General features: G+C 73.6%; 20 protein-coding genes and 1 pseudogene. 8 read left to right on the top strand and 13 right to left on the bottom strand.

Annotated features, from left to right (window positions below; translation table 11 throughout):
- Positions 1-46 precede the first annotated feature (46 nt).
- On the top strand, positions 47-1,321 hold the full coding sequence (locus AF1_RS11430; protein WP_433225737.1) for a serine hydroxymethyltransferase: 1,275 nt from the start codon (positions 47-49) through the stop codon (positions 1,319-1,321).
- On the opposite strand, the gene AF1_RS11425 is transcribed toward AF1_RS11430, so the two are convergent.
- The gene (locus tag AF1_RS11425; protein WP_067796361.1) at positions 1,318-2,088 is read right to left on the bottom strand and encodes a class I SAM-dependent methyltransferase; all 771 of its coding nucleotides are present in this window, start codon (positions 2,086-2,088) and stop codon (positions 1,318-1,320) included. The genes AF1_RS11430 and AF1_RS11425 overlap by 4 nt on opposite strands.
- Positions 2,089-2,204: 116 nt before the next feature.
- On the opposite strand from AF1_RS11425, the gene AF1_RS11420 reads away from it, so the two are divergent.
- The 3 genes from AF1_RS11420 to AF1_RS11410 are packed head-to-tail and all read left to right on the top strand — an operon-like array spanning position 2,205 to position 4,937.
- A complete protein-coding gene (locus AF1_RS11420; RefSeq protein WP_084262783.1) occupies positions 2,205-2,873 on the top strand; it encodes a carboxymuconolactone decarboxylase family protein in 669 nt (222 codons plus the stop codon).
- Positions 2,866-3,453 carry a GNAT family N-acetyltransferase gene (locus AF1_RS11415; protein WP_067796356.1) on the top strand — a complete coding sequence of 196 codons (588 nt, stop codon included), beginning with the start codon at positions 2,866-2,868 and terminating at the stop codon, positions 3,451-3,453. The genes AF1_RS11420 and AF1_RS11415 overlap by 8 nt, the downstream gene beginning before the upstream one ends.
- A 50-nt stretch (positions 3,454-3,503) precedes the next feature.
- Entirely contained in the window at positions 3,504-4,937 is a 1,434-nt protein-coding gene (locus tag AF1_RS11410; protein ID WP_067796353.1) for an NAD(P)/FAD-dependent oxidoreductase, read from the top strand.
- A gap of 28 nt (positions 4,938-4,965) precedes the next feature.
- Here the strand turns inward: AF1_RS11410 and AF1_RS11405 are convergent, their stop codons facing one another.
- Positions 4,966-5,712 carry an aspartate/glutamate racemase family protein gene (locus AF1_RS11405; RefSeq protein WP_067796350.1) on the bottom strand — a complete coding sequence of 249 codons (747 nt, stop codon included), beginning with the start codon at positions 5,710-5,712 and terminating at the stop codon, positions 4,966-4,968.
- Between the two features lie 100 nt (positions 5,713-5,812).
- Positions 5,813-6,541, bottom strand: a complete 729-nt coding sequence (locus tag AF1_RS11400) for a phosphodiesterase (RefSeq protein WP_067796347.1) — start codon at positions 6,539-6,541, stop codon at positions 5,813-5,815.
- A gap of 47 nt (positions 6,542-6,588) precedes the next feature.
- Here AF1_RS11400 and pdxR point away from each other — a divergent pair, with 47 nt between their 5' ends.
- A complete protein-coding gene (pdxR, locus tag AF1_RS11395) occupies positions 6,589-7,971 on the top strand; it encodes a MocR-like pyridoxine biosynthesis transcription factor PdxR (protein ID WP_067796344.1) in 1,383 nt (460 codons plus the stop codon).
- Between the two features lie 93 nt (positions 7,972-8,064).
- On the opposite strand, the gene AF1_RS11390 is transcribed toward pdxR, so the two are convergent.
- Complete coding sequence (locus AF1_RS11390; RefSeq protein WP_067796341.1) at positions 8,065-8,520, bottom strand: MarR family winged helix-turn-helix transcriptional regulator; 456 nt, start codon at positions 8,518-8,520, stop codon at positions 8,065-8,067.
- Positions 8,521-8,603: 83 nt separating this feature from the next.
- Here AF1_RS11390 and AF1_RS11385 point away from each other — a divergent pair, with 83 nt between their 5' ends.
- Complete coding sequence (locus tag AF1_RS11385) at positions 8,604-10,094, top strand: MDR family MFS transporter (RefSeq protein WP_067796338.1); 1,491 nt, start codon at positions 8,604-8,606, stop codon at positions 10,092-10,094.
- Here AF1_RS11385 and AF1_RS11380 read toward each other — a convergent pair.
- Genes AF1_RS11380 through AF1_RS11370 form a run of 3 tightly spaced genes read right to left on the bottom strand, consistent with a single transcriptional unit; the run spans position 10,091 to position 12,389 of the window.
- A complete protein-coding gene (locus AF1_RS11380; protein ID WP_067796335.1) occupies positions 10,091-10,756 on the bottom strand; it encodes a response regulator transcription factor in 666 nt (221 codons plus the stop codon). The genes AF1_RS11385 and AF1_RS11380 overlap by 4 nt on opposite strands.
- 20 nt (positions 10,757-10,776) lie before the next feature.
- Positions 10,777-11,205: a pyridoxamine 5'-phosphate oxidase family protein gene (locus AF1_RS11375; protein WP_067796332.1), complete on the bottom strand. Its 429-nt coding sequence runs from the start codon at positions 11,203-11,205 to the stop codon at positions 10,777-10,779.
- Between the two features lie 5 nt (positions 11,206-11,210).
- A complete protein-coding gene (locus tag AF1_RS11370) occupies positions 11,211-12,389 on the bottom strand; it encodes a sensor histidine kinase (protein WP_067796329.1) in 1,179 nt (392 codons plus the stop codon).
- A 164-nt stretch (positions 12,390-12,553) separates the two neighbouring features.
- Here AF1_RS11370 and fdxA point away from each other — a divergent pair, with 164 nt between their 5' ends.
- Both fdxA and AF1_RS11360 read left to right on the top strand, forming a co-directional pair.
- On the top strand, positions 12,554-12,877 hold the full coding sequence (gene fdxA, locus AF1_RS11365; protein WP_067796326.1) for a ferredoxin: 324 nt from the start codon (positions 12,554-12,556) through the stop codon (positions 12,875-12,877).
- A 5-nt stretch (positions 12,878-12,882) separates the two neighbouring features.
- Positions 12,883-13,515 carry a helix-turn-helix transcriptional regulator gene (locus tag AF1_RS11360; RefSeq protein ID WP_067796323.1) on the top strand — a complete coding sequence of 211 codons (633 nt, stop codon included), beginning with the start codon at positions 12,883-12,885 and terminating at the stop codon, positions 13,513-13,515.
- Positions 13,516-13,648: 133 nt separating this feature from the next.
- On the opposite strand, the gene AF1_RS11355 is transcribed toward AF1_RS11360, so the two are convergent.
- The 6 genes and pseudogenes from AF1_RS11355 to AF1_RS35120 form a co-directional block, all read right to left on the bottom strand.
- Positions 13,649-13,993, bottom strand: a complete 345-nt coding sequence (locus tag AF1_RS11355; RefSeq protein WP_067796320.1) for a cupin domain-containing protein — start codon at positions 13,991-13,993, stop codon at positions 13,649-13,651.
- Between the two features lie 43 nt (positions 13,994-14,036).
- Positions 14,037-15,233 carry a L,D-transpeptidase gene (locus tag AF1_RS11350; RefSeq protein WP_067796317.1) on the bottom strand — a complete coding sequence of 399 codons (1,197 nt, stop codon included), beginning with the start codon at positions 15,231-15,233 and terminating at the stop codon, positions 14,037-14,039.
- A gap of 170 nt (positions 15,234-15,403) precedes the next feature.
- Positions 15,404-16,171, bottom strand: a complete 768-nt coding sequence (gene pgl, locus AF1_RS11345; RefSeq protein WP_067796314.1) for a 6-phosphogluconolactonase — start codon at positions 16,169-16,171, stop codon at positions 15,404-15,406.
- Complete coding sequence (locus AF1_RS11340) at positions 16,168-17,127, bottom strand: glucose-6-phosphate dehydrogenase assembly protein OpcA (RefSeq protein WP_067796311.1); 960 nt, start codon at positions 17,125-17,127, stop codon at positions 16,168-16,170. Before AF1_RS11340 ends, pgl begins: the two co-directional genes overlap by 4 nt.
- Positions 17,128-17,145: 18 nt before the next feature.
- A complete protein-coding gene (gene zwf, locus AF1_RS11335; RefSeq protein WP_067796308.1) occupies positions 17,146-18,672 on the bottom strand; it encodes a glucose-6-phosphate dehydrogenase in 1,527 nt (508 codons plus the stop codon).
- A 97-nt stretch (positions 18,673-18,769) separates the two neighbouring features.
- A pseudogene (locus AF1_RS35120) lies at positions 18,770-19,038 on the bottom strand (glucose-6-phosphate isomerase); the annotation flags it as partial.

The following is a 19,038-nucleotide window of genomic DNA, read 5'->3' as shown; positions in this document are numbered from 1 at the left end:
CAGGCCGGGGCGCCCGAAAGTCCCGGCGCGAGCAGCGCGGAGGCTCATGATGCACGAACCGCCCGTTCCCCATCTGCGGAGCCAGGACCCCGAGATCGCCGGGCTGGTGGAGGCCGAGGGCCGCCGCCAGTACGAGAAGATCCGGCTGATCGCCTCGGAGAACTACGTGTCGCCGGCCGTCCTGGAGGCCACCGGGTCGGTCCTGACGAACAAGTACTCCGAGGGCTACGCGGGCAGGCGGTACTACGAGGGCCAGCAGAACGTCGACCCGATCGAGCTGCTGGCCATCCGGCGGGCGAAGGAGGTGTTCGGTGTCGAGCACGCCAACGTCCAGCCGTACTCGGGCTCGCCCGCGAACCTCGCCGTCTACATGGCGTTCCTGGAGCCCGGCGACCCCGTGATGGGCCTGTCGCTGCCGATGGGCGGGCACCTCACGCACGGCTGGTCGGTGTCGGCCACCGGCAAGTGGTTCCGTCCCGTCCGCTACGACGTGCGCGCCGACACCGGGCGCGTCGATATGGACCAGGTGCGCGACCTGGCGCTCAGGGAGCGGCCGAAGCTGATCTGGTGCGGCGGCACCGCGATCCCGCGGACGATCGACTTCCCCGCGTTCGCGGAGATCGCCCGCGAGGTCGGCGCGGTGCTCGCCGCCGACATCGCGCACATCGCCGGCCTGATCGCGGGGGGCGCGCATCCGTCCCCGGTCGGCCACGCGGATGTGATCTCCACGACCACGCACAAGACGCTGCGCGGCCCGCGCGGCGCGATGATCATGTCGACGGCGGAGCATGCGCAGGCGATCGACAAGGCCGTCTTCCCCGGCCTGCAGGGCGGTCCGCACGACCACACGACCGCCGCGATCGCCGTCGCGCTGCGGGAGGCCGCCCAGCCGGACTTCTCCCGGTACGCCCGGCAGGTCGTCGCGAACGCGCAGGTCCTGGCCGCCGCGCTGATCGACCGTGGCTACGACCTGATCTCCGGCGGCACCGACAACCATCTCCTGCTCATCGATCTGACGAACAAGGGCGTCGCGGGCAAGCCCGCCGCGCAGGCCCTCGACCGCGCGGGGATCGAGCTGAACTACAACGCCGTCCCGTTCGATCCGCGCAAGCCGTTCGACCCGTCCGGGCTGCGGATCGGTACCGCCGCGATCACCACCCGCGGGCTCGGCGAGGAGCAGATGCCGCAGCTCGCGGAGTGGATCGACGAGGTCGTGCAGGCCGTCGCCAAGCGGGACGAGACGGTCGCCGCGCGGGTCGCCGGGCAGGTCCGGGAACTGCTCGCCGCCTACCCGATGCCCGGCTGGACGCCCACGCCCTAGGCGCGGCGCAGGATCGTGATCATGCGCCAGGCTTCGGGGGCGGTGAGGGCCACGGCGTCCTCACCGGTCCCGAAGTCGCCGTACCTCGCGGCCACGCCGAGACCGTCGGCGAGGCGGATCGCGGCGTCCAGTTCGGTCGCGGTCCAGAAGCGGTAGGGGACGACGTCGCGGAGCACCCGCGTCCCGTCGCCGTCCGTGATCGTCATCGTGACATGGTCGTCGGCGATCTGCGTCACCGGGTCCAGCCGGTCGGACGGCTCGCCCCAGCGGACGCTCGCCCGGACGCCGCCGCGTTCGACCGTCCAGCCGGTGCTGACGCTCGGATCGTCGCCCAGCCGGTCCCGGGGATGCGACATCTCCACCACGTAGAGGCCGCCGGGGGACAGGTGCGCGGCGACGCGGCGCAGGTGCGCGACGAACGCGTCCAGCGTCATCAGATGGGATGTGGAGTCGAGCATCGTCACCACGAGGTCGAACCGGCGGCCCAGGTCGAACCGGGTCATGTCGTCCTGCACGACCTCGATCCGGGCACCGGCGCGGGCGGCGTAGGCGCACATCGCCGGGTTCAGGTCGAGCGCCGTCGCGGCCAGGCCGCGGCGCGCGAACTCGCGGGCGTGCTCGGCGGGCCCGGCGGCCAGCTCCAGCACCGACGCGGGCCTCGCGCCCAGCTCGGCGCACCAGCCCAGCAGGACGTCCACCTCCGCCGCCACATCCCGGAACGAGCACGCCAGCTCGTACGCCCACGGATCGTCATAGATGCCGCTCACCCGGCCATCCTGCCAGTGTGCGCGTGTTACGCGGACGCCATGTCATCCTGCGCCGGGGGTTTCACATTCCGGACCGGGGGTTGAGCCGCCCGCGCCGACCGCCTAGCGTGCGGTAAGTGATCGACCCCGTGAGCGGTGAGCATGTCAACAATCGACCGTGGCGCGGCTCGTCCCCGGCCAGGCTGCCGCTGCTGCTCCCCGGTTCGCTCAGCGACGAGCAGCGAACGGTCTATGAGGCGGTGACGGGCGGCCCCCGCGCCGATGACCCCAACCCGCCCTTCGACCTGGCCGACGACATCGGACGGCTCCACGGCCCCTTCAACGCCATGCTCTACAGCCCGTCCGTCGGCCTGCCCTTGCAGGACCTCGGTGCCGCGCTGCGGTTCCGGACGGCGTTCACCAGGCGCGAGCGGGAGATCGCCACGCTGGTCGTCGCCGCGCACGTCCGGTCCGACTACGAGTGGTACGCGCACGAGCGGATCGGCCGCCGCCACGGCCTCACCGACGAGGAGATCGACGCGGTGCGGGAGGGCCGCGCGCCCCTGCTCGGCGACGTCCGCGAACGCGTCGTGTACGAGGCGGCCCGGCAGCTCGCCGCCGAGGACGACCTCGCCGACGCCGTGTTCACCGAGGCGGTCGCGACACTCGGCCGCGCCGCCGTCGTCGAGCTGGTCACGCTCGTCGGCTACTACAAGGCGCTCGCGCTGCAGCTCCGCGTGTTCCGGGTCGGTCTCCCGGACGGCGAGGACGCGCCCGAGTGGCCCGTGGAGGCCGCGCATGACTGAGCTGCTGCGCACGGTGCGGCTCGCGCTGCGGCCGGTGTCGATGCGCGACCACCGCGCGCTGCTGACGCACTGGACGGGCCCGCTCGTCCGGCGCCACCTGTTCGACGACCAGGTGGTCACGGCCGTCCAGGTCAGCGAGATCATCGAGGCCAGCGAGCGGGACTTCGCGACCGAGGGCTACGGGCTGTGGGCCCTGCGCACCGCGCGGCGGTCCGCCGGGATCGACGCGGCCGCGCCGGGCGACCCGCTGATCGGCGTCGCCGGGCTCAGCCACCACGAGGGGCCGCTCGGCCACGGCGTGGACGTCGAGATCCTCTACAGCCTGGAGCCGGAGCACTGGGGCCAGGGCCTGGCCGCCGAGGCGTCCCGCGCGGTGCTCGACTACGCGTTCGGGGTGGTCGGCGTGCACCGGATCACCGCCGAGATCGACATGGCGAACACGGCCTCGGCGGAGATCGCCCAGCAGCTCGGCATGCGGCGGTGGCGGGACGGGCCGGCCGGACCCGACGGTGCCGCCTACTATGCCGCCGACCGCTCCCGTTGGATCGGATCCCGTCGAATCCTCGACGTTTTCCCATGAAATCCGTTGCCTCCTGTTGATTTTGCTGCGGAATACAGCAGGATGGGCGCATGAGCTCCTCGTCTGGCCGGGCGCCCCTCGCCCCCGGCTTCGCCAACGGCGGCGTGTCCTTCTGGTACCGGGCGGCCGGACGACCCGCGCCCGGCCCGCGGCTCCCCGGCCCGCGCACGGCCGACGTCTGCGTCGTCGGCGCCGGATACACCGGCCTCTGGACCGCCTACTACCTCAAGCGCGCCCGCCCCGACCTGCGGATCGTCGTGCTGGAACGCGAGTTCGCGGGGTTCGGCGCGTCCGGCCGCAACGGCGGCTGGGTGCTGGGGGAGATCGCCGGGTCCCGGGAGCGCTACGCCGCCCGGCACGGCCGTCCGGCCGCGATCGCGTTGCAGCGCGCCATGTTCGGGGCGGTGGACGAGATCGTCCGGGTCGCCGCCGCGGAGGGCATCGACGCCGACCTGGTGAAGGGCGGCGTGCTGCACGTCGCCCGCAACGCCGCCCAGCGCGCCCGGCTCGCCGCCATGGTCGACGAGGCCCGCAGTTGGGGCTGGACGGACGACGATCTCATCCCGCTGCCCGCCGCCGAACGCGACGACCGGCTCCGGGTCGAGGGCGCGACCGGGGCGGCGTGGAGCCCGCACTGCGCCCGCGTCCAGCCCGCCGCGCTCGCCCGCGGCCTCGCATCGGTGGTCAGGGGGCTCGGCGTGGAGATCTACGAGGGGACGCCGGTGATCCGCGTCAGCCCGCGGCGCGGCGGCGCGGCCTCGGCCGTCACGCCGTACGGAACCGTCACCGCCGAGTACGTGCTGCGCGCCACCGAGGGCTTCACCGCCGGCCTGCCGGGGCATCGCCGCGACTGGCTCCCGATGAACAGCTCCATGATCGTCACGACGCCGCTGCCCGCCGTGGCCTGGAAGGAGATCGGCTGGGAGCGCCGCGAACTGCTCGGCGACATGGCCCACTACTACATGTACGCGCAGCGCACCGCCGACGGCCGGATCGCGTTCGGCGGCCGGGGCCGCCCCTACCGCTACGGCTCCCGCATCGACGACGGCGGACGCACCGAACCCGCCACGATCGACGCCCTCTGGACGATGCTGACCGGGATGTTCCCGGCCGTCGCCGACGAGGTCCGCGTCGAGCACGCCTGGTCGGGCGTGCTCGGCGTGCCCCGCGACTGGTGCTCGACCGCCGTCCTCGACCACGAGACCGGGCTCGGCCACGCGGGCGGCTACACCGGGCACGGCGTCGCCACCGCCAACCTGGCCGGCCGCACCCTCCGCGACCTCGTCCTGCGGGACGACACGCCGCTGACCGCGCTGCCGTGGGTGGGGCGCCGCGTCCGCCGCTGGGAGCCCGAGCCGCTGCGGTGGCTCGGCGTCCATGCGATGTACGCCCTCTACCGGGCCGCCGACGCCCGCGAGACGGCCTCGGCATCGGCGGGCACGTCCCCGCTGGCGCGCGTCGCCGACCGGATCACCGGTCACTGACGGCCCGTTTCGCCGCCGGCCGGGCGTCTCAGGAGATGGCGTCTCGGGAGATGGCGGCGGGGCCGCCGCGCCAGGCGGGGAGGGGGCGGCGGCCCACGGCCACGTCGAAGGCGGCGCGGGCCAGCAGGCGGGTGGAGTCGAGGGTGGGCAGCGGCGAGACGTCCGGGGTGATCAGCAGCGGGATCTCGGTGCACACCAGCGCGACGGCGTCGCAGCCGCGCTCGGCCAGCCGGCCGATGATCCGCACGTACTCGCGGCGCGCGTCCCCGGTGAAGACGCCGTTGACCAGCTCGGTGAAGATGATCTTGTTGACGATCTCCCGGTCGGCGGCCTCCGGGACCTCGGCGGCGATGCCGCGTGCGGCCAGCTCGCGCGGGTAGACGGGGCCGTCCATGGTGTAGCGGGTGCCGAGCACGCCGACGCGGGTCCGGCCGTCGCGGGCGGCCCGGTCCGCGACGACCCGCGCGATGTGCAGGCCGGGGAGCGGCAGGTCGTCGCCCGGACGTTCGAGCGCCATGTGCGCGGTGTTGTCGGGGCAGACGAAGAAGTCCGCGCCCGCCGCCGCCAGCCGCCGGACGCTCTCGGCCAGCGTCGCCCTGATCGAGTCGTGGTCACCGGCGTCCCACGCGGGCATGCTCCGTGCGAGCGCGATGAGGTCGAGCGTGACATCGGGATGGTCGTCGGGACCCAGCTCGCGAAAACCCTCGTGGCAGAACGTCCGGAAGCAGAGCGCGGCGCCTTCCGCGCTGTGGGCGAGGATGCCGAGATGCCTCATGTCCAATCCTCTCCGTTGTGGCGAACAATCGTTCATCGGCATGAACGCTCTGCGCCCGGCACGGCGGCGATCTTCCTGATGGAGCATGTCCAGCGCGGGCTCAGACGGTGCGGAAGTGCGTGCTCAGGCGGCCCTCGCCGGTCAGGACGTGGAACGCCAGGCCCGGCGGAGCGTCATGGTCGGCGATGTCCCCATCCTGCCAGGGCAGGCGGAGAGTGGAGACGACGCCCGGCGCGACGAGCAGGGGCCGTCCCGCGAACGTCGTGGCCGCCGCCGTGTGCGCGTGCCCGCACAGGACGGCGACGACCTGCGGATGCCGTGCGATGACCGCCGCCAGCCGCTCCTCGCCGAACTGCCTGATCGCGTCCACGTACGGGATCTGCAGTTCCACCGGCGGATGGTGGAAGCAGACGAACGCGGGTTCGTCGGGGTTGGCGGCCAGTTGCCGGTCCAGCCAGCCGATCGTCGTGTCGTCCAGGAACCCGTGGTCCCCGCCGGCGACGGTGGAGTCGCACATCGCGACCACGGCGCCCTTCACCCGGTGAAGGCGGTTGATCGGGCCGTCCGCGGGCGGCTCGCCCAGCAGGACCTCGCGGAAGGGACGCCGGGCATCGTGGTTGCCGGGGCAGGTCAGCACCGGATGCCCGGACGTGAGCACCTTGCGGGCCTGCTCGTACTCGGCGGGCTCGCCGTGGTCGGCGATGTCCCCGGTGACCAGGACGGCGTCGACCGGCAGGGCGTTCAGGCGGTCCATGACCCGGGCCGCGCGTCCGGCCCTGCGGTCGCCGCCGTCGAGGTGAGTGTCGCTGAGCTGAGCGAGAACGATCATGCCGGCGAATCTAGAAGCGGACCGGACCAAGTTTAAGATCCGGTTTCATGCCGAAAGATTGGGCCGGTGTCGATCTGCATCTGGATCTCGACACGTCCGGGGGCCGCCGCGCGGGCCTCGAACGCGCCCTCCGCGCCGCCATCGGGACCGGCCGCATCGCCCCCGGCGCCCCCGTCCCGTCGACCCGCGCCCTGGCGGGCCACCTGGGCCTGTCACGCGGCACCGTCACCGCCGCCTACGACCAGCTGACCGCCGAGGGCTACCTGACGGCGATCCCCGGATCGGGCACGCGGGTCGCCGAAGCCGCCACGCGGGGCTCTCCCCGGCCGCCCGCCGCCGAGCCGGACGAGCCCGGAGCCCCCGTGCACGACCTGCTGCCCGGACGCCCCGACCTCAGCACGTTCCCCTCGTCCGCATGGCTGCGCTCGACCCGCCGCGTGCTGGCGTCCGCGCCGCCCGGCGCGCATGCGCTCGGTGACCCGCGCGGCCGTCCCGAACTGCGCGAGGCGCTGGCCGGGTATCTCGGGCGGGCCCGGGGCGCCCACGCCGACCCGGCGCGGATCGTGATCACGTCCGGGTACGCGCAGTCGCTCGGGCTGCTCGCCACCGTCCTCGCCGGCGCCGGACCGGTCGCGATGGAGGAGCCGGGTCACCCGTTCCACCGCGCGATCGTCCGCCGTGCGGGGCTGGACATCGTCCCGTTGGCGGTGGACGACCTGGGGGCGCGGCCGGGCGGGCTCGACCGCGCCGGCATCGCCGTGCTCACCCCGGCGCACCAGTACCCGGCCGGCGCGACGCTCGCCCCGGACCGCCGCCGCGCCTTCACCACCTGGGCGCGTGACACCGGCGGAGTCCTCATCGAGGACGACTACGACGGCGAATTCCGCTTCGACCGGCAGCCCGTCGGCGCCCTGCAGGGGACGGCGCCCGACCACATCGTCTACGGCGGCACGACGTCCAAGACCCTCGGCCCGGCGCTGCGCCTCGCCTGGCTGGTGCTCCCCGCGCACCTGGTGGAGCCCTTCGCCGAGGCCAAGCGGCTCGCCGACGCCCACACGCAGTCGCTCGCCCAGCTCGTCCTCGCCGACCTCATCGACACCCACGCCTACGACCGGCACGTCCGCGCATCCCGGCTCCGCTATCGGCGCCGCCGCGACCTCCTGGTCGAGACCCTGCGCGCCCGCGTCCCGCATGTCCGCGTGCTGGGCATCGCGGCCGGCCTGCACGCCCTCGTCCTGCTCCCCCCGGACGGCCCCGGCGAGGACGAGATCATGCGGCGCGCCGCGTCCCGCGACCTCGCCCTCATGCCCCTGCGCGACCACTGGCAGGACCCCGCTGGACGTCCCCGGGGCTTCATCGTCGGCTACAGCACCCCGCTCGGCCCCACCTACCCGGCCGCCCTCGACGCCCTCTGCGCCGTCCTCGCCTGACCCGCCGCCGCAGTGCCCCGGCCGGACGGGACGCGCTCACCGGGGCAGTCCAGCTCTTCCCACCTCGGCGGGGTGGGCCGCCGGGGCTGCCCGTCAGTCCTCGTAGGTGTGGACGAAGCGGGCCAGGAGGCGGGCGAACTCGGCGCGTTCGGCGTCCGTCCAGTCGCTCATGGCCCTGGCGAAGTGCTCCTGGCGGGTGCGGCGGGTGGCCTCGACGACGCGGCGGCCGGCGCCGGTGAGTTCGAGGTGGATGCGGCGGCCGTCCGCCTGGGACGCGACGCGGCGGACGTAACCGGACTTGACGGCCTCGGCGACGACGCGGCTGCCGCGTGAGGCGTCCACGCCGAGGCGGGCGGCGACCAGGCCGACGCTCATCTCCTCGCCGGGGTCGTCGGGCCCCTCGTCGATCACGTCCACGACGTGCAGGACCTGCACGTCCACGGGGAGGTTGTGCTCCCGGATCGCGGTCTTGCCGAGCCGCTGCCGCGCCATGCCGCGGCGCAGCCTGACCATGCTCCGCTCGACCGAGTCCAGCGCCTCCTCGCCCATGACGGCCAGTCTAGTTGGCTTGCGTAACACAACTACATGCTCTTAGCATCTATATGTCTTAAGCATATGAATGGAGTGCGCGCATGGTCGTGATGATGAGCCGGCGGCATCGGCTGGTGGTGTTCGGCGGGCTGATGCTCGCCGGGCTCATGTCCTCGCTGGACGCGACGGTCCTCGGCACCGCGCTGCCCACGATCGTCGGGGACCTCGGCGGGCTCGACCGGATCGCGTGGGTGTCGACGGCGTATGTGCTCGCGACGAGCGTCACCGTCCCCCTGTCGGGACGGCTGGGGGACCTGTTCGGGCGCCGGCCGGTCCTGCTGACCGGGCTCGCCGGGTTCCTGGCCGGGTCGGCGGCGTGCGGGGCGGCGCCGACGATGACCTGGCTGATCGTGTTCCGGGTGGTGCAGGGAGCCGCCGCCGGCTGCCTGATGAGCTCGATGTTCGCGCTGACCGGCGACCTGTTCGAGCCGCGGGAGCGCGCCAGGTACCAGGGGTACGCGGCGCTGATCTTCGCGGTGTCCAGCGTCGCGGGCCCGCTGATCGGCGGGTTCCTCACCGACCACGCCTCGTGGCGGTGGGTGTTCTACGTCAACCTGCCGCTCGGCATCGCGGCGGCGGTCACGACGGTGCTGTTCCTGCACCTGCCCAAGCCGGAGGGCAGGCCGCGGATCGACTACCTCGGCATCGTCCTGCTCGGCGCGGCGATCACCTGCTTCACACTGCTCACCGCCTGGGCCGGGACGCGGCATGCGTGGGGCTCGCCGGTCGTGCTCATGCTGGCGGCGGGCGCGGCCGTGCTGTTCACCGCGTGGGTCCTCGCCGAGCGGACGGCCGCCGAGCCGATCATCCCGCCGGCGCTGTTCCGCGACCGGTCGTTCAGCGTGGCCTGCGCCGTCGCGGCCGTGGGCGGTGCCACCGGGTTCGGGCTGGCCACGTACCTGCCGATGTTCTTCCAGGTCGTCGGGGGAGTGGACGCGACCAGGTCCGGCCTGCTGCTGCTGCCGATGATGGCCGCGCTGGTGGCCGCCTCGATGGCCGCCGGACGGTACATCCACCGCACCGGCCGCTACCACCGGCTCCCGGCGGCGAGCATGGCGGTCAGCGCGGCCGGCGTCGCGCTGCTGGCGACGATGGACGAGCGCACGGGCCTGCTCACCGCCGGCGTCTACATGGCGGTGCTCGGGTTCGGGGCCGGGCTGTCGCAGCAGGTCGTCATGCTGATCGCGCAGAACGCCGCGGCACGCGGGGACCTAGGCGCGGCCAGTTCGGGGGTGTTCGCGACCCGGATGCTCGGCACCGCCGCCGGGATGGCCGTCTTCGGCGCCGTCGTGACGCACCGGTTCGCGGCGGAGGTCGGCCGGCGCGTCCCGTACGGGCGGGTCCCCCCGTTCGCCGACGCCGTCCGCCCGGAGGTCCTGGCCACCCTGCCCGGGCCCGTGCGGGACGGCGTCGCGGCGGCCTTCGCCGACGCGTTCTCCGTACTGTTCCTCGCCGCGCTGCCCCTCCTCGCGGCGGGGCTCGCGGCGGCGCTGCTGCTGCGCGACGTCCCGCTGGCGCCCCGCGGACGCTAGTCGTCGAGGGCGGCGTCGTGGACGAGCAGCGCGATCTGCACCCGGTTGTTCAGGTCCAGTTTCGTCAGCAGCCGCGACACGTACGCCTTCACGGTCGCGACGCTGAGCGACAGTTCCCCGCCGATCTCGCCGTTGGTCCGGCCCCGCCCGACGAGGGCGGCCACGGCCCGCTCGCCCTCGGTCAGCCGGTCCAGCAGCTTGCGGGCGCGCTCGCGGCGCGGGTCGGCGCCCCGCTCGGCGACGTAGGACATCATCTTGCGCAGCACCGCCGGCGACATCATCGGCTCCCCGGCCGCGACCTGCCGGATCGCCCGGACGATCTCCGGCGGCGGGGTGTGCTTCAGCAGGAAGCCGCTCGCACCCGCCCGCATCGCGCGCAGGATGTGGTCGTCGGTGTCGAACGTGGTCAAGATGATGATCTCGGGCGGCTCGCGGCGGGCGCGCAGCAGTTCGGTCGCCGCGAGCCCGTCCAGGCGGGGCATCCGGATGTCCATCAGGACGACGTCCGGCCGGTGCTGGTTGACGGCGGCGACGACCTCGGCGCCGTCGGCGACGTCCGCGACCACCGCCAGGTCGCCGGCGTTCGCCAGCATCATCGACAGGCCGGCGCGGACGAGCGCGTCGTCGTCCACGATCAGCACGCGGATGGGAGGGGAGTCCATCCGGTCACCCTACGGGCCCGTCAGGGCTTGCGCAGGCGCCGTCCGCTGACCTCCCGCGCCGCCAGCCGGAACCACGCCTCGCGGTCGCCGGCGGGCCACGGCTCGACGTTCGCCGCCTTCGTCTTCTCCTCGTCCGACAGGGGATGCGCGCCGCCGCGCACCAGCACGCTCCAGCCCACCTGGCCGGTCTCGTCGAACCGGTCGACCTGGAACGCCGCCCTGACCTCGCCGCCCGGCACGGACGTCAGCAGGCTGTGGCCCAGCCGCGCGGACGCCGACGTCCGGAAGATCACCGCCTCCCCGTCGACGGCGTAGTTCACCGGGATGACCGTGGGCCCCTCCCCGTCGTCGAACGCGACGCGGCCGATGGCGCCGCCGGAGATCAGGCGCAGGCACTCGGCCCGGTCGAGTTCTTCCAGGACGGGCCGGTCAGAGGAGTTCGCTGCCATGCACCTCACCTTTCCCGCCGGTCCCCGTGGGCATGCGCGATCACCAGCGGCAGCCGGGCGCGCAGTCGGAACCGGCCGTCGCCGGTCCGGCCGTGCTCCAGCGTCCCGCCGAGCAGCGCGACCCGCTCGGCGAGCCCGACCAGCCCCGCCCCGGAGGCGGGCGGCGGCAGCGCGGGCGGGCCGGGCGGCAGCGGGTTGACGATCTCGATGTCCAGGCCGGTCCCGGCGTCCAGCCTCACCCGCACCGGCTCGCCCGGCGCGTGCTTGCGGGCGTTCGTCAGCCCCTCCTGGACGATCCGGTAGGCGTGCCGCCCGACACGCGACGGCACCAGGCCGGGGTCGGGGACGTTCTCCTCCAGGGTGATGCGGGTCCCGGCGCGCCGCGACTCGCGGACGAGGCCGGGCACGTCCGCGAGCGTCGGCTGCGGGCGCTCGGGGGCGCCGCCGGCGGAGTCGTCCCGCAGCACGCCGATGACGTCGCGCAGGTCCTCCATCGCCTCGTAGGCGCTCTGCCGGATGACTCCGGCGGCCTCGCGCTGCTCGGGCGGCGCGTCCGGGCGGAACTCCAGCGCCCCCGCGTGCACGGCCAGCAGTGAGATGCGGTGCGCGAGGACGTCGTGCATCTCCCGGGCGATCCGCTCGCGCTCCAGCAGCCGCGCCTCCTCGACCCGCAGCCGCTGCTCGGTCTCGGCGGCCCGCGCCCGCTCCTCCAGCGAGGCGATGAGCTGCCGCCGGGACCGGACCAGCATTCCCACCGTGATCAGCACCGCGTACATCAGGGCGAAGGTGACGATGCCCTGGCGGAACTGGTGCCAGGGGGAGGTCATCCAGAACAGCGTGGTGATCAGCGCCAGGTTCGCGCCCGCGATCGGCAGGGTCGTCCGCCAGGGGCGCAGCATCGCCAGGGAGTACATCGCGATCGCGGCCGTGCCGAGCGCCATCGTCGCGGTCCACTGCGCGAACACCATCGTCACCGCGAAGCCCACCGGATACCGGCGCCGCAACGGCAGGAGGAAGACGCAGGTGACCGTGCCGATCGCCAGATCCCGCGGAACCGCGATCGTCTCGCCGGGAGGAAGGTCCTCCTTCGTGCCCATCAGCAGCAGCACGCCGAGCGCGGCCGCGGCGGCGGTCAGGCCCGCGTCACCGAGCCGGTCGCGCCATGATCGCCGGAAGAGGTCCACGCGCCAACGGTAGCCACGCCGCCCGCCCCGGGCAGTGGCCGCAGGTCGGGGGACGACCGACTTTGGTCGGCGGCCCGGCCGCCGGAGCGGTGCCGCAGAGAGCCCGGCCCTGTTTCGCACCATTAATACAGTAGTATTAGTGAAAACGTCGTGAGGAGCGCACTGTGACCTATGTGATCGCAGAACCGTGCGTGGACGTCAAGGACCGCGCGTGCGTCGACGAGTGCCCCGTCGACTGCATCTACGAGGGGGCACGCGCCCTGTACATCCATCCGGACGAATGCGTCGACTGCGGCGCATGCGAGCCGGTGTGCCCGGTCGAGGCGATCTACTACGAGGACGACCTGCCGGACCAGTGGAAGGCCTACACCCAGGTCAACGCCGAATTCTTCGACGACCTCGGCTCGCCGGGCGGGGCCGGCAGGCTCGGCGTCCTCGACCGCGACCCGCCGCTGGTCGCGGCCCTTCCGCCGATGGGGGAGGGGTGAGCGGCATGCCGGCCGAACGTTCCCGCCGCCGCGAGGTCCTCGACGTCCTGCGCGACGCCGGCACCCCGCTCGGTGTCGCCGAGGTCGCCGACCGGCTCGACGTCCACGCCAACACCGCGCGCTTCCATCTGGACGCCCTGGTCGCCGACGGCACGGTCGAGCGGACCACCGAGCAGCCCTCCGGCCCCGGACGTCCCCGCACCGTCTACACCCCGCGCCCCGGCATGGACCGCGGCGGCACCCGCGGCTACCGGCTGCTCGCCCAGATCCTGCTCAGCCGGCTGGCGTCGGACGGGCCGGCCGCCCGCGAGAACGCCGCGCAGGCGGGCCGCGAATGGGGCCGCTACCTCGTCGACCGGCCGCCGCCGTTCCAGCGCGTGACCGGCGAGGAGGCGGCCGACCGGCTCACCGCCCTGCTGGACGACCTCGACTTCGCGCCGCGGCCCGAGGGCGACGTCATCCGGCTGCGGCACTGCCCGTTCCTGGAACTGGCCGAGGAGTACGGGCCGCTGGTCTGCGACGTCCACCTCGGCCTCATGCAGGGCGCCCTGCGGGAACTGGACGCGCCCGTCGAGGCCGACCGGCTGGAGCCCTTCGCCGAACCCGGCGCCTGCCTGGCGCACCTGCGCCGCCGCTGACCCCCGCGCACGAAAGGCGAGACGAGAGATGAACGCGACGGCGGCGGCGACGGCCGCCGCCGTGCTCACCACCGTCCCGGCCGCGGTGCCGCTCGCGCTCGGCATCGGCGTCCTCGCCGCGCTGTGACGCCGGTCAGCCGGTCTTGGTCTTGGTCTTGGCGACGGTGAGCAGGACGGCGGCGTCCTCCACCGCCTCCAGGCTGTGCCGCGAGTCCGGGATGATCAGCAGGTCGCCGGACATTCCGTCCCAGGAGTTCTCGCCGGCCACCAGCCGGACCCGCCCGTGCAGGACGAGGATCGTCGCCTCGCCCGGGTTCTCGTGCTCCGCCAGCGACGTGCCCGCCGTCAGGGCCACGAGCGTCTGGCGCAGCACGTGCTCGTGCCCGCCGTAGACGGTGTCGGCGCTGCGGCCGGCCGAGCCGGCCGCGGCCCGCTTCAGATGGTCTCGTACCCGTGCGTCCAGCGAGAGCTTCTGCATGGCAACCAGTGTGCCAGCGATCTCCCTGCGCGCCCGGCGGGGGTCACTTGAGCGGCAGGCCCGTCACCGGCTTGCCGGTGGCGCCGCCCGCCAGCCAGCCGTCCCACGACTTCGCCCACGGCGTCGGCCCATTGCCGAACCGCAGCTTGCGCGACGTGCCCGTCACCTCGACGATGTCGCCCCGGTTGGTGAAGTCGTAGAACCACTTGGCGTCCGACGGCGAGGCGTTCACGCAGCCGTGGCTGACGTTGTCGTTGCCCTGCGCGTCCGTCGACCACGGTGCCGAGTGGACGAACGTGCCGCTGTAGGTGAGGCGGACGTTCCACTTCGTCGGGATCCGGTACTCGCCGGGGTCGCCGGTGGTCGCCGAGTCCATGATGATGTGCGCCGCCTTCTCCTGCGCGATCATCGTTCCGCTGTAGCTGTCGTGGCCCGGCTTGCCGAGGCTGACCTTCAGCGTCCGCACGGTCCTGCCGCCGTCGGTCACCGTCGCGCGGTGCTTCCTGGCGTCGATGGTGGTGATGTGCCGCGGGCCGACGGTGAAGCTCGTGGTGCGGTCCTTCGTCCCGTACATGCCGTCGCCGGCCCTCAGGCCCGCCAGGTGCGCGATGACCTTCACCTTCTGCCCGGACGGCCAGTACTCGCGGGGCCGGAAGTCGACCTCCTTGTCGCTGATCCAGTACCACGCGCCCTCGACCGGCTTGGACATGCGGACTTCAAGGGCCTTCTCCACCGCGGCCTTCCCGGCCTTCGTGGTCACCGGGCGGGACAGCAGCAACTGCACCGGCATGCCGACGCCGACGGTCTCGCCGTCCAGCGGCGACATGCCGGACTCCAGCTTCTTCGCCGGTGTCAGCGTCGTGAACGTGGAGGTCGCGGTGACCTCCTTGCCGCCGCCGCTGCCTTTCGCGGTGACCGTGTACGTCGTGGACGGACGCAGCGTCCACGACGACTTCCACGACTTCCCGTCCGCCGCGAACCCGCCCTCGGCCTTCGCGTTCTTCGTACCGTAGGTGAGGGTCACGCCGGTCAGCCTGCCGTTGTCCGCGGTGACGGTGACGGGCGTGTCGGGGGCGGCCTGTTTCGTGCCGGTCGCGGGCGTGATCGTCAGCTTCACCGCGTCCCCGCCCCCGGCGCCCCCGCCCTTGCCGCCGTCACCGCCGGACGAGCAGCCCGCGACGGCGATGATCACCGCCCCCGCGATCGCCGCGCTCGCCGTCCCGGTCCGGCCCTTGAGCACCTGAGATCTCCTCACGCTCGCCCGTTCGGCCCGCACTGCGGGTCAACCCTCGGTCAACAGTTGCCTGTGGTCAGGGTATGCACGGTTCAACGCGTGACATGCGTGACGAACGGCACCATTCGCGTTTTCTCCGGTGAACGGCCTGTTTCGCTCCCGGAACCGGACGGCCGTCAGGGATGTTCCCCAGCCGGCGGGAGTTCGGCGGCGGCGGCCCGGTCCAGCAGGAACAGGGTCCGCTCCCGGCCGCGGGCCCCCGCGACCGGAACCCGGGCCGGGTCCGCGGCCGGCGCCAGCCCGAGCCGGACGGCCTCCGCCTTCGACTCGCCGGACGCCAGCACCCACACCTCCCGCGCGGCGCGCAGCGACGGGAACGTCAGCGAGATCCGGGTCGGCGGCGGTTTGGGGGAGTCCCGCACCGCCACGACCGGACGCTCGTCGCGCGGCCCCGGCATGCCCGGGAACAGCGACGCCACATGCGCGTCCGGCCCCACGCCCAGCATCAGCACGTCGAACGGCGGCACCGGGCCGTCACCCGAGCAGGCCGCGCGCAGTTCGGCCGCGTACCGCGCCGCCGCGGCGTCCACGTCGTCGCCGTCCGGGCCGTCCGACGCGGGCATCGGGTGCACCCGTGCCGGGTCGACCGGGACGTGGTCGAGCAGCGCCGCCCGCGCCCCGGTCTCGTTGCGCTCGGCGTCCCCGGCGGGGCGGAACCGCTCGTCGCCCCACCACACGTCCAGGCGGCCCCAGTCGATCGCGTCGCGCGCCCCGGTGGCGGCGAGCGCGGCCAGCACCGCCGTGCCGACGCCGCCGCCGGTCAGCACGACCGACGCCGAGCCGCGCGCCGCCTGGGCGTCGGCGATCCGGGTCACCAGCCGCGCGGCGGCGGCCTCGGCGAGCAGGTCCCGGTCGCGGTGGACCAGGACCGCCGGGGCGCTCACGCGTCCCCGACCGTGTCGTACGGCGCCTCCGGGGACCCCGTCCCGCCCGCGAGGTCCTTGGCGAACCGGGCGGCGGCGTCGTGGTAGACCTCGTCGGGGTCGAGCCGGCGCAGCTCCTCGGCCAGCAGCTCGGCCATCGGGCGCCGCAGCAGCGACACCTGCCGGTCGGGCTGGCCCGGCCGGCACAGCGTCGCGACCCGCCCGTCCGGACGGTGGACCATGATGTCACCGCCCGTCGTCGTCAGCCGGACGCCGGTGAGCCCCGGCCCCTCGGAGACCGCCCGCCCGATCGGCACGCCGAGCCGGATCGACAGCCACGCCGCCAGCAGCTCCGCGCTCGGGCTGTCCGGCTCGGCCGCCACCTCGCCGGACACGATCTCCTCGTGGTCCTGGTCGAGCGCGGCGGCCAGCAGCGACCGCCACGACGTCAGCCGCGTCCAGGCGAAGTCGGTGTCGCCCGGCCGGTAGCCCCGCGCGAGCTGCGCGAGGGTGCCGAGCCGGTCGGGGGCCGCGTAGGCGTCGGTCACCCGGCGCTGCGCCAGCGCGCCCAGCGGGTCCTCGGCGGGCACCTTCGGCACCTTGCCGCCCGGCCACCACGTCACCACCGGCGTGTCCGGCATCAGCAGCGGGACGACCACCGAGTCGGCGTGCTCGGCGAGCGGCCCGTACATGCGCAGCAGCACGGTCTCGCCCGGGCCGGTCTCGCCCATCCGGATCTCGGCGTCCAGCCGCGACGAGCCGCCGCGCGGATCGCGGGAGATGACGGTCAGCACCCGGCAGGGATGCTCGCGCGCCGCCTCCGTCGCGGCGCGGACCGCGTCGTACTGCGCCGACTCGTCGGTCACGATGATCAGCGTGAGGACCATGCCGACGGCCGGGCCGCCCATCAGATGCCGGGACTGCGTCAGCGCGTCCTGGATCTTGCGGGTCGTCGTTCCGGTGAGATCGATGTTCATCTAGGAGCCCCTGTTCGTTTAGAGCCGCCGCCAGGCGCGCCCGTCCCGCGCCATGAGCTCGTCGGCGCCGGCGGGCCCGTAGCCGCCGGACCTGTACTGGTCGAGACCGCCCCGGCTCGCCCAGTACTCCTCGATCGGGTCGAGGATCTTCCAGGACAGCTCGACCTCCTCCTGCCGGGGGAACAGCGGCGGGTCGCCGATCAGCACGTCCAGCAGCAGCCGCTCGTACGCCTCGGGGGACGACTCGGTGAACGACTCGCCGTAGGCGAAGTCCATGTTGACGTCGCGGATCTCCATCGACGTGCCCGGTACCTTCGAGCCGAACCGGACCGTGATGCCCTCGTCCGGCTGCACCCGCATCACCAGCGCGTTCTGCCCCAGCTCCTCGGTGTCGGTGTGCGAGAACGGCAGGTGCGGCGCCTGCTGGAACACCATCGCCACCTCCGTCACCCGGCGGCTCAGCCGCTTGCCGGTGCGCAGGTAGAACGGCACGCCCGCCCAGCGGCGGTTCTCGATCTCCAGCTTGACCGCCGCGTAGGTCTCGGTGCGCGAGTCGGCCGGGATGCCGTCCTCCTCCAGGTACCCCCGGACGTTCACGCCGCCCTGCCAGCCCGCCGCGTACTGTCCGCGCGCGGTCGACTCGGCCAGGGCGCCGGGCACCCGCACCGCCGAGAGGATCTTGGCCTTCTCGGCGCGGACGGCCTCCGCGCTGAACGAGGTCGGCTCCTCCATCGCGGTCAGCGCCAGCAGCTGCAGCAGATGGTTCTGGATGACGTCGCGGGCGGCGCCGATGCCGTCGTAGTAGCCGGCCCGGCCGCCGATCCCGATGTCCTCGGCCATCGTGATCTGCACATGGTCGACGAACGAGCGGTTCCAGATCGGCTCGAACATCGTGTTCGCGAACCGCAGCGCGAGGATGTTCTGCACCGTCTCCTTGCCGAGATAGTGGTCGATCCGGAAGATCGACTCCTCGGGGAAGACGCGGTGCACGGTGTCGTTCAGCTCCACCGCCGTCTTCAGGTCGCGGCCGAACGGCTTTTCGATCACGACCCGGCGCCAGGCCCCCTCCCTGCGGTCGGCGAGCCCGCTGCGCTGCAGCTGCTCCACGACCTGCGGGAAGAACTTCGGGGGGATCGACAGGTAGAACGCGTAGTTGCCGCCCGTGCCGCGGCTCTCGTCCAGCTCCTTGACCGCCATCGACAGCGCGTCGAACGCGTCCGGGTCGGAGAACTCGCCGGGAACGAAGTGCATGCCCTCCGACAGGTGCGTCCACACGTCCTCGCGGAACGGGGTGCGCGCGTGCGCCTTGACCGATTCGTAGGCGATCTGCCGGAAGTCCTCGTTCTCCCAGTCGCGCCGCGCGAAGCCCACCAGGGAGAAGCCCGGCGGCAGCAGCCCCCGGTTCGCCAGGTCGTAGATCGCCGGGAGCAGCTTCTTGCGGGACAGGTCCCCGGTGACCCCGAACAACACGAGCACGCACGGCCCGGCCACCCGCGGCAGCCGCTTGTCCCGCGGGTCGCGAAGCGGATTGGCTGGGTTGGTCACATGGCCCCCTCTGGTAGCACTGCGCCTTCTCGTTCTACTGCTCCAAGCATCCTGCCCCCAACTCGTCCCACGGGGCCCCGATTCCGGATATAGGCGCTCATCGGTCCGCGCCGGCCGCGTCGAGCAGCCGGGCGAGCCCCGCCCGGCGGTCCTGCAGATGCAGCCGCACCACCGGGCGGCCCGCCGCGCGCGCGTCGCGGGCGTCTCCGAGCGCCCGCGCGAGCTGCAGCATGCCCAGCCGGTGATGCCGGCCCGGGACCGGCGCGTCGCGGACGACGGTCCCGGTCACCAGCAGGTACACGCCTGCGCCGGACCGGGCGTTTCGCGCCGCGGGCGGCCGGGCGCCCCAGCCGATCCGCACCGGCC

Origin of the sequence: Actinomadura formosensis NBRC 14204 (assembly GCF_001552155.1) — a bacterium.
GTDB lineage: Bacteria > Actinomycetota > Actinomycetes > Streptosporangiales > Streptosporangiaceae > Spirillospora > Spirillospora formosensis.
This window is presented reverse-complemented; position numbering and strand designations above follow the sequence as displayed.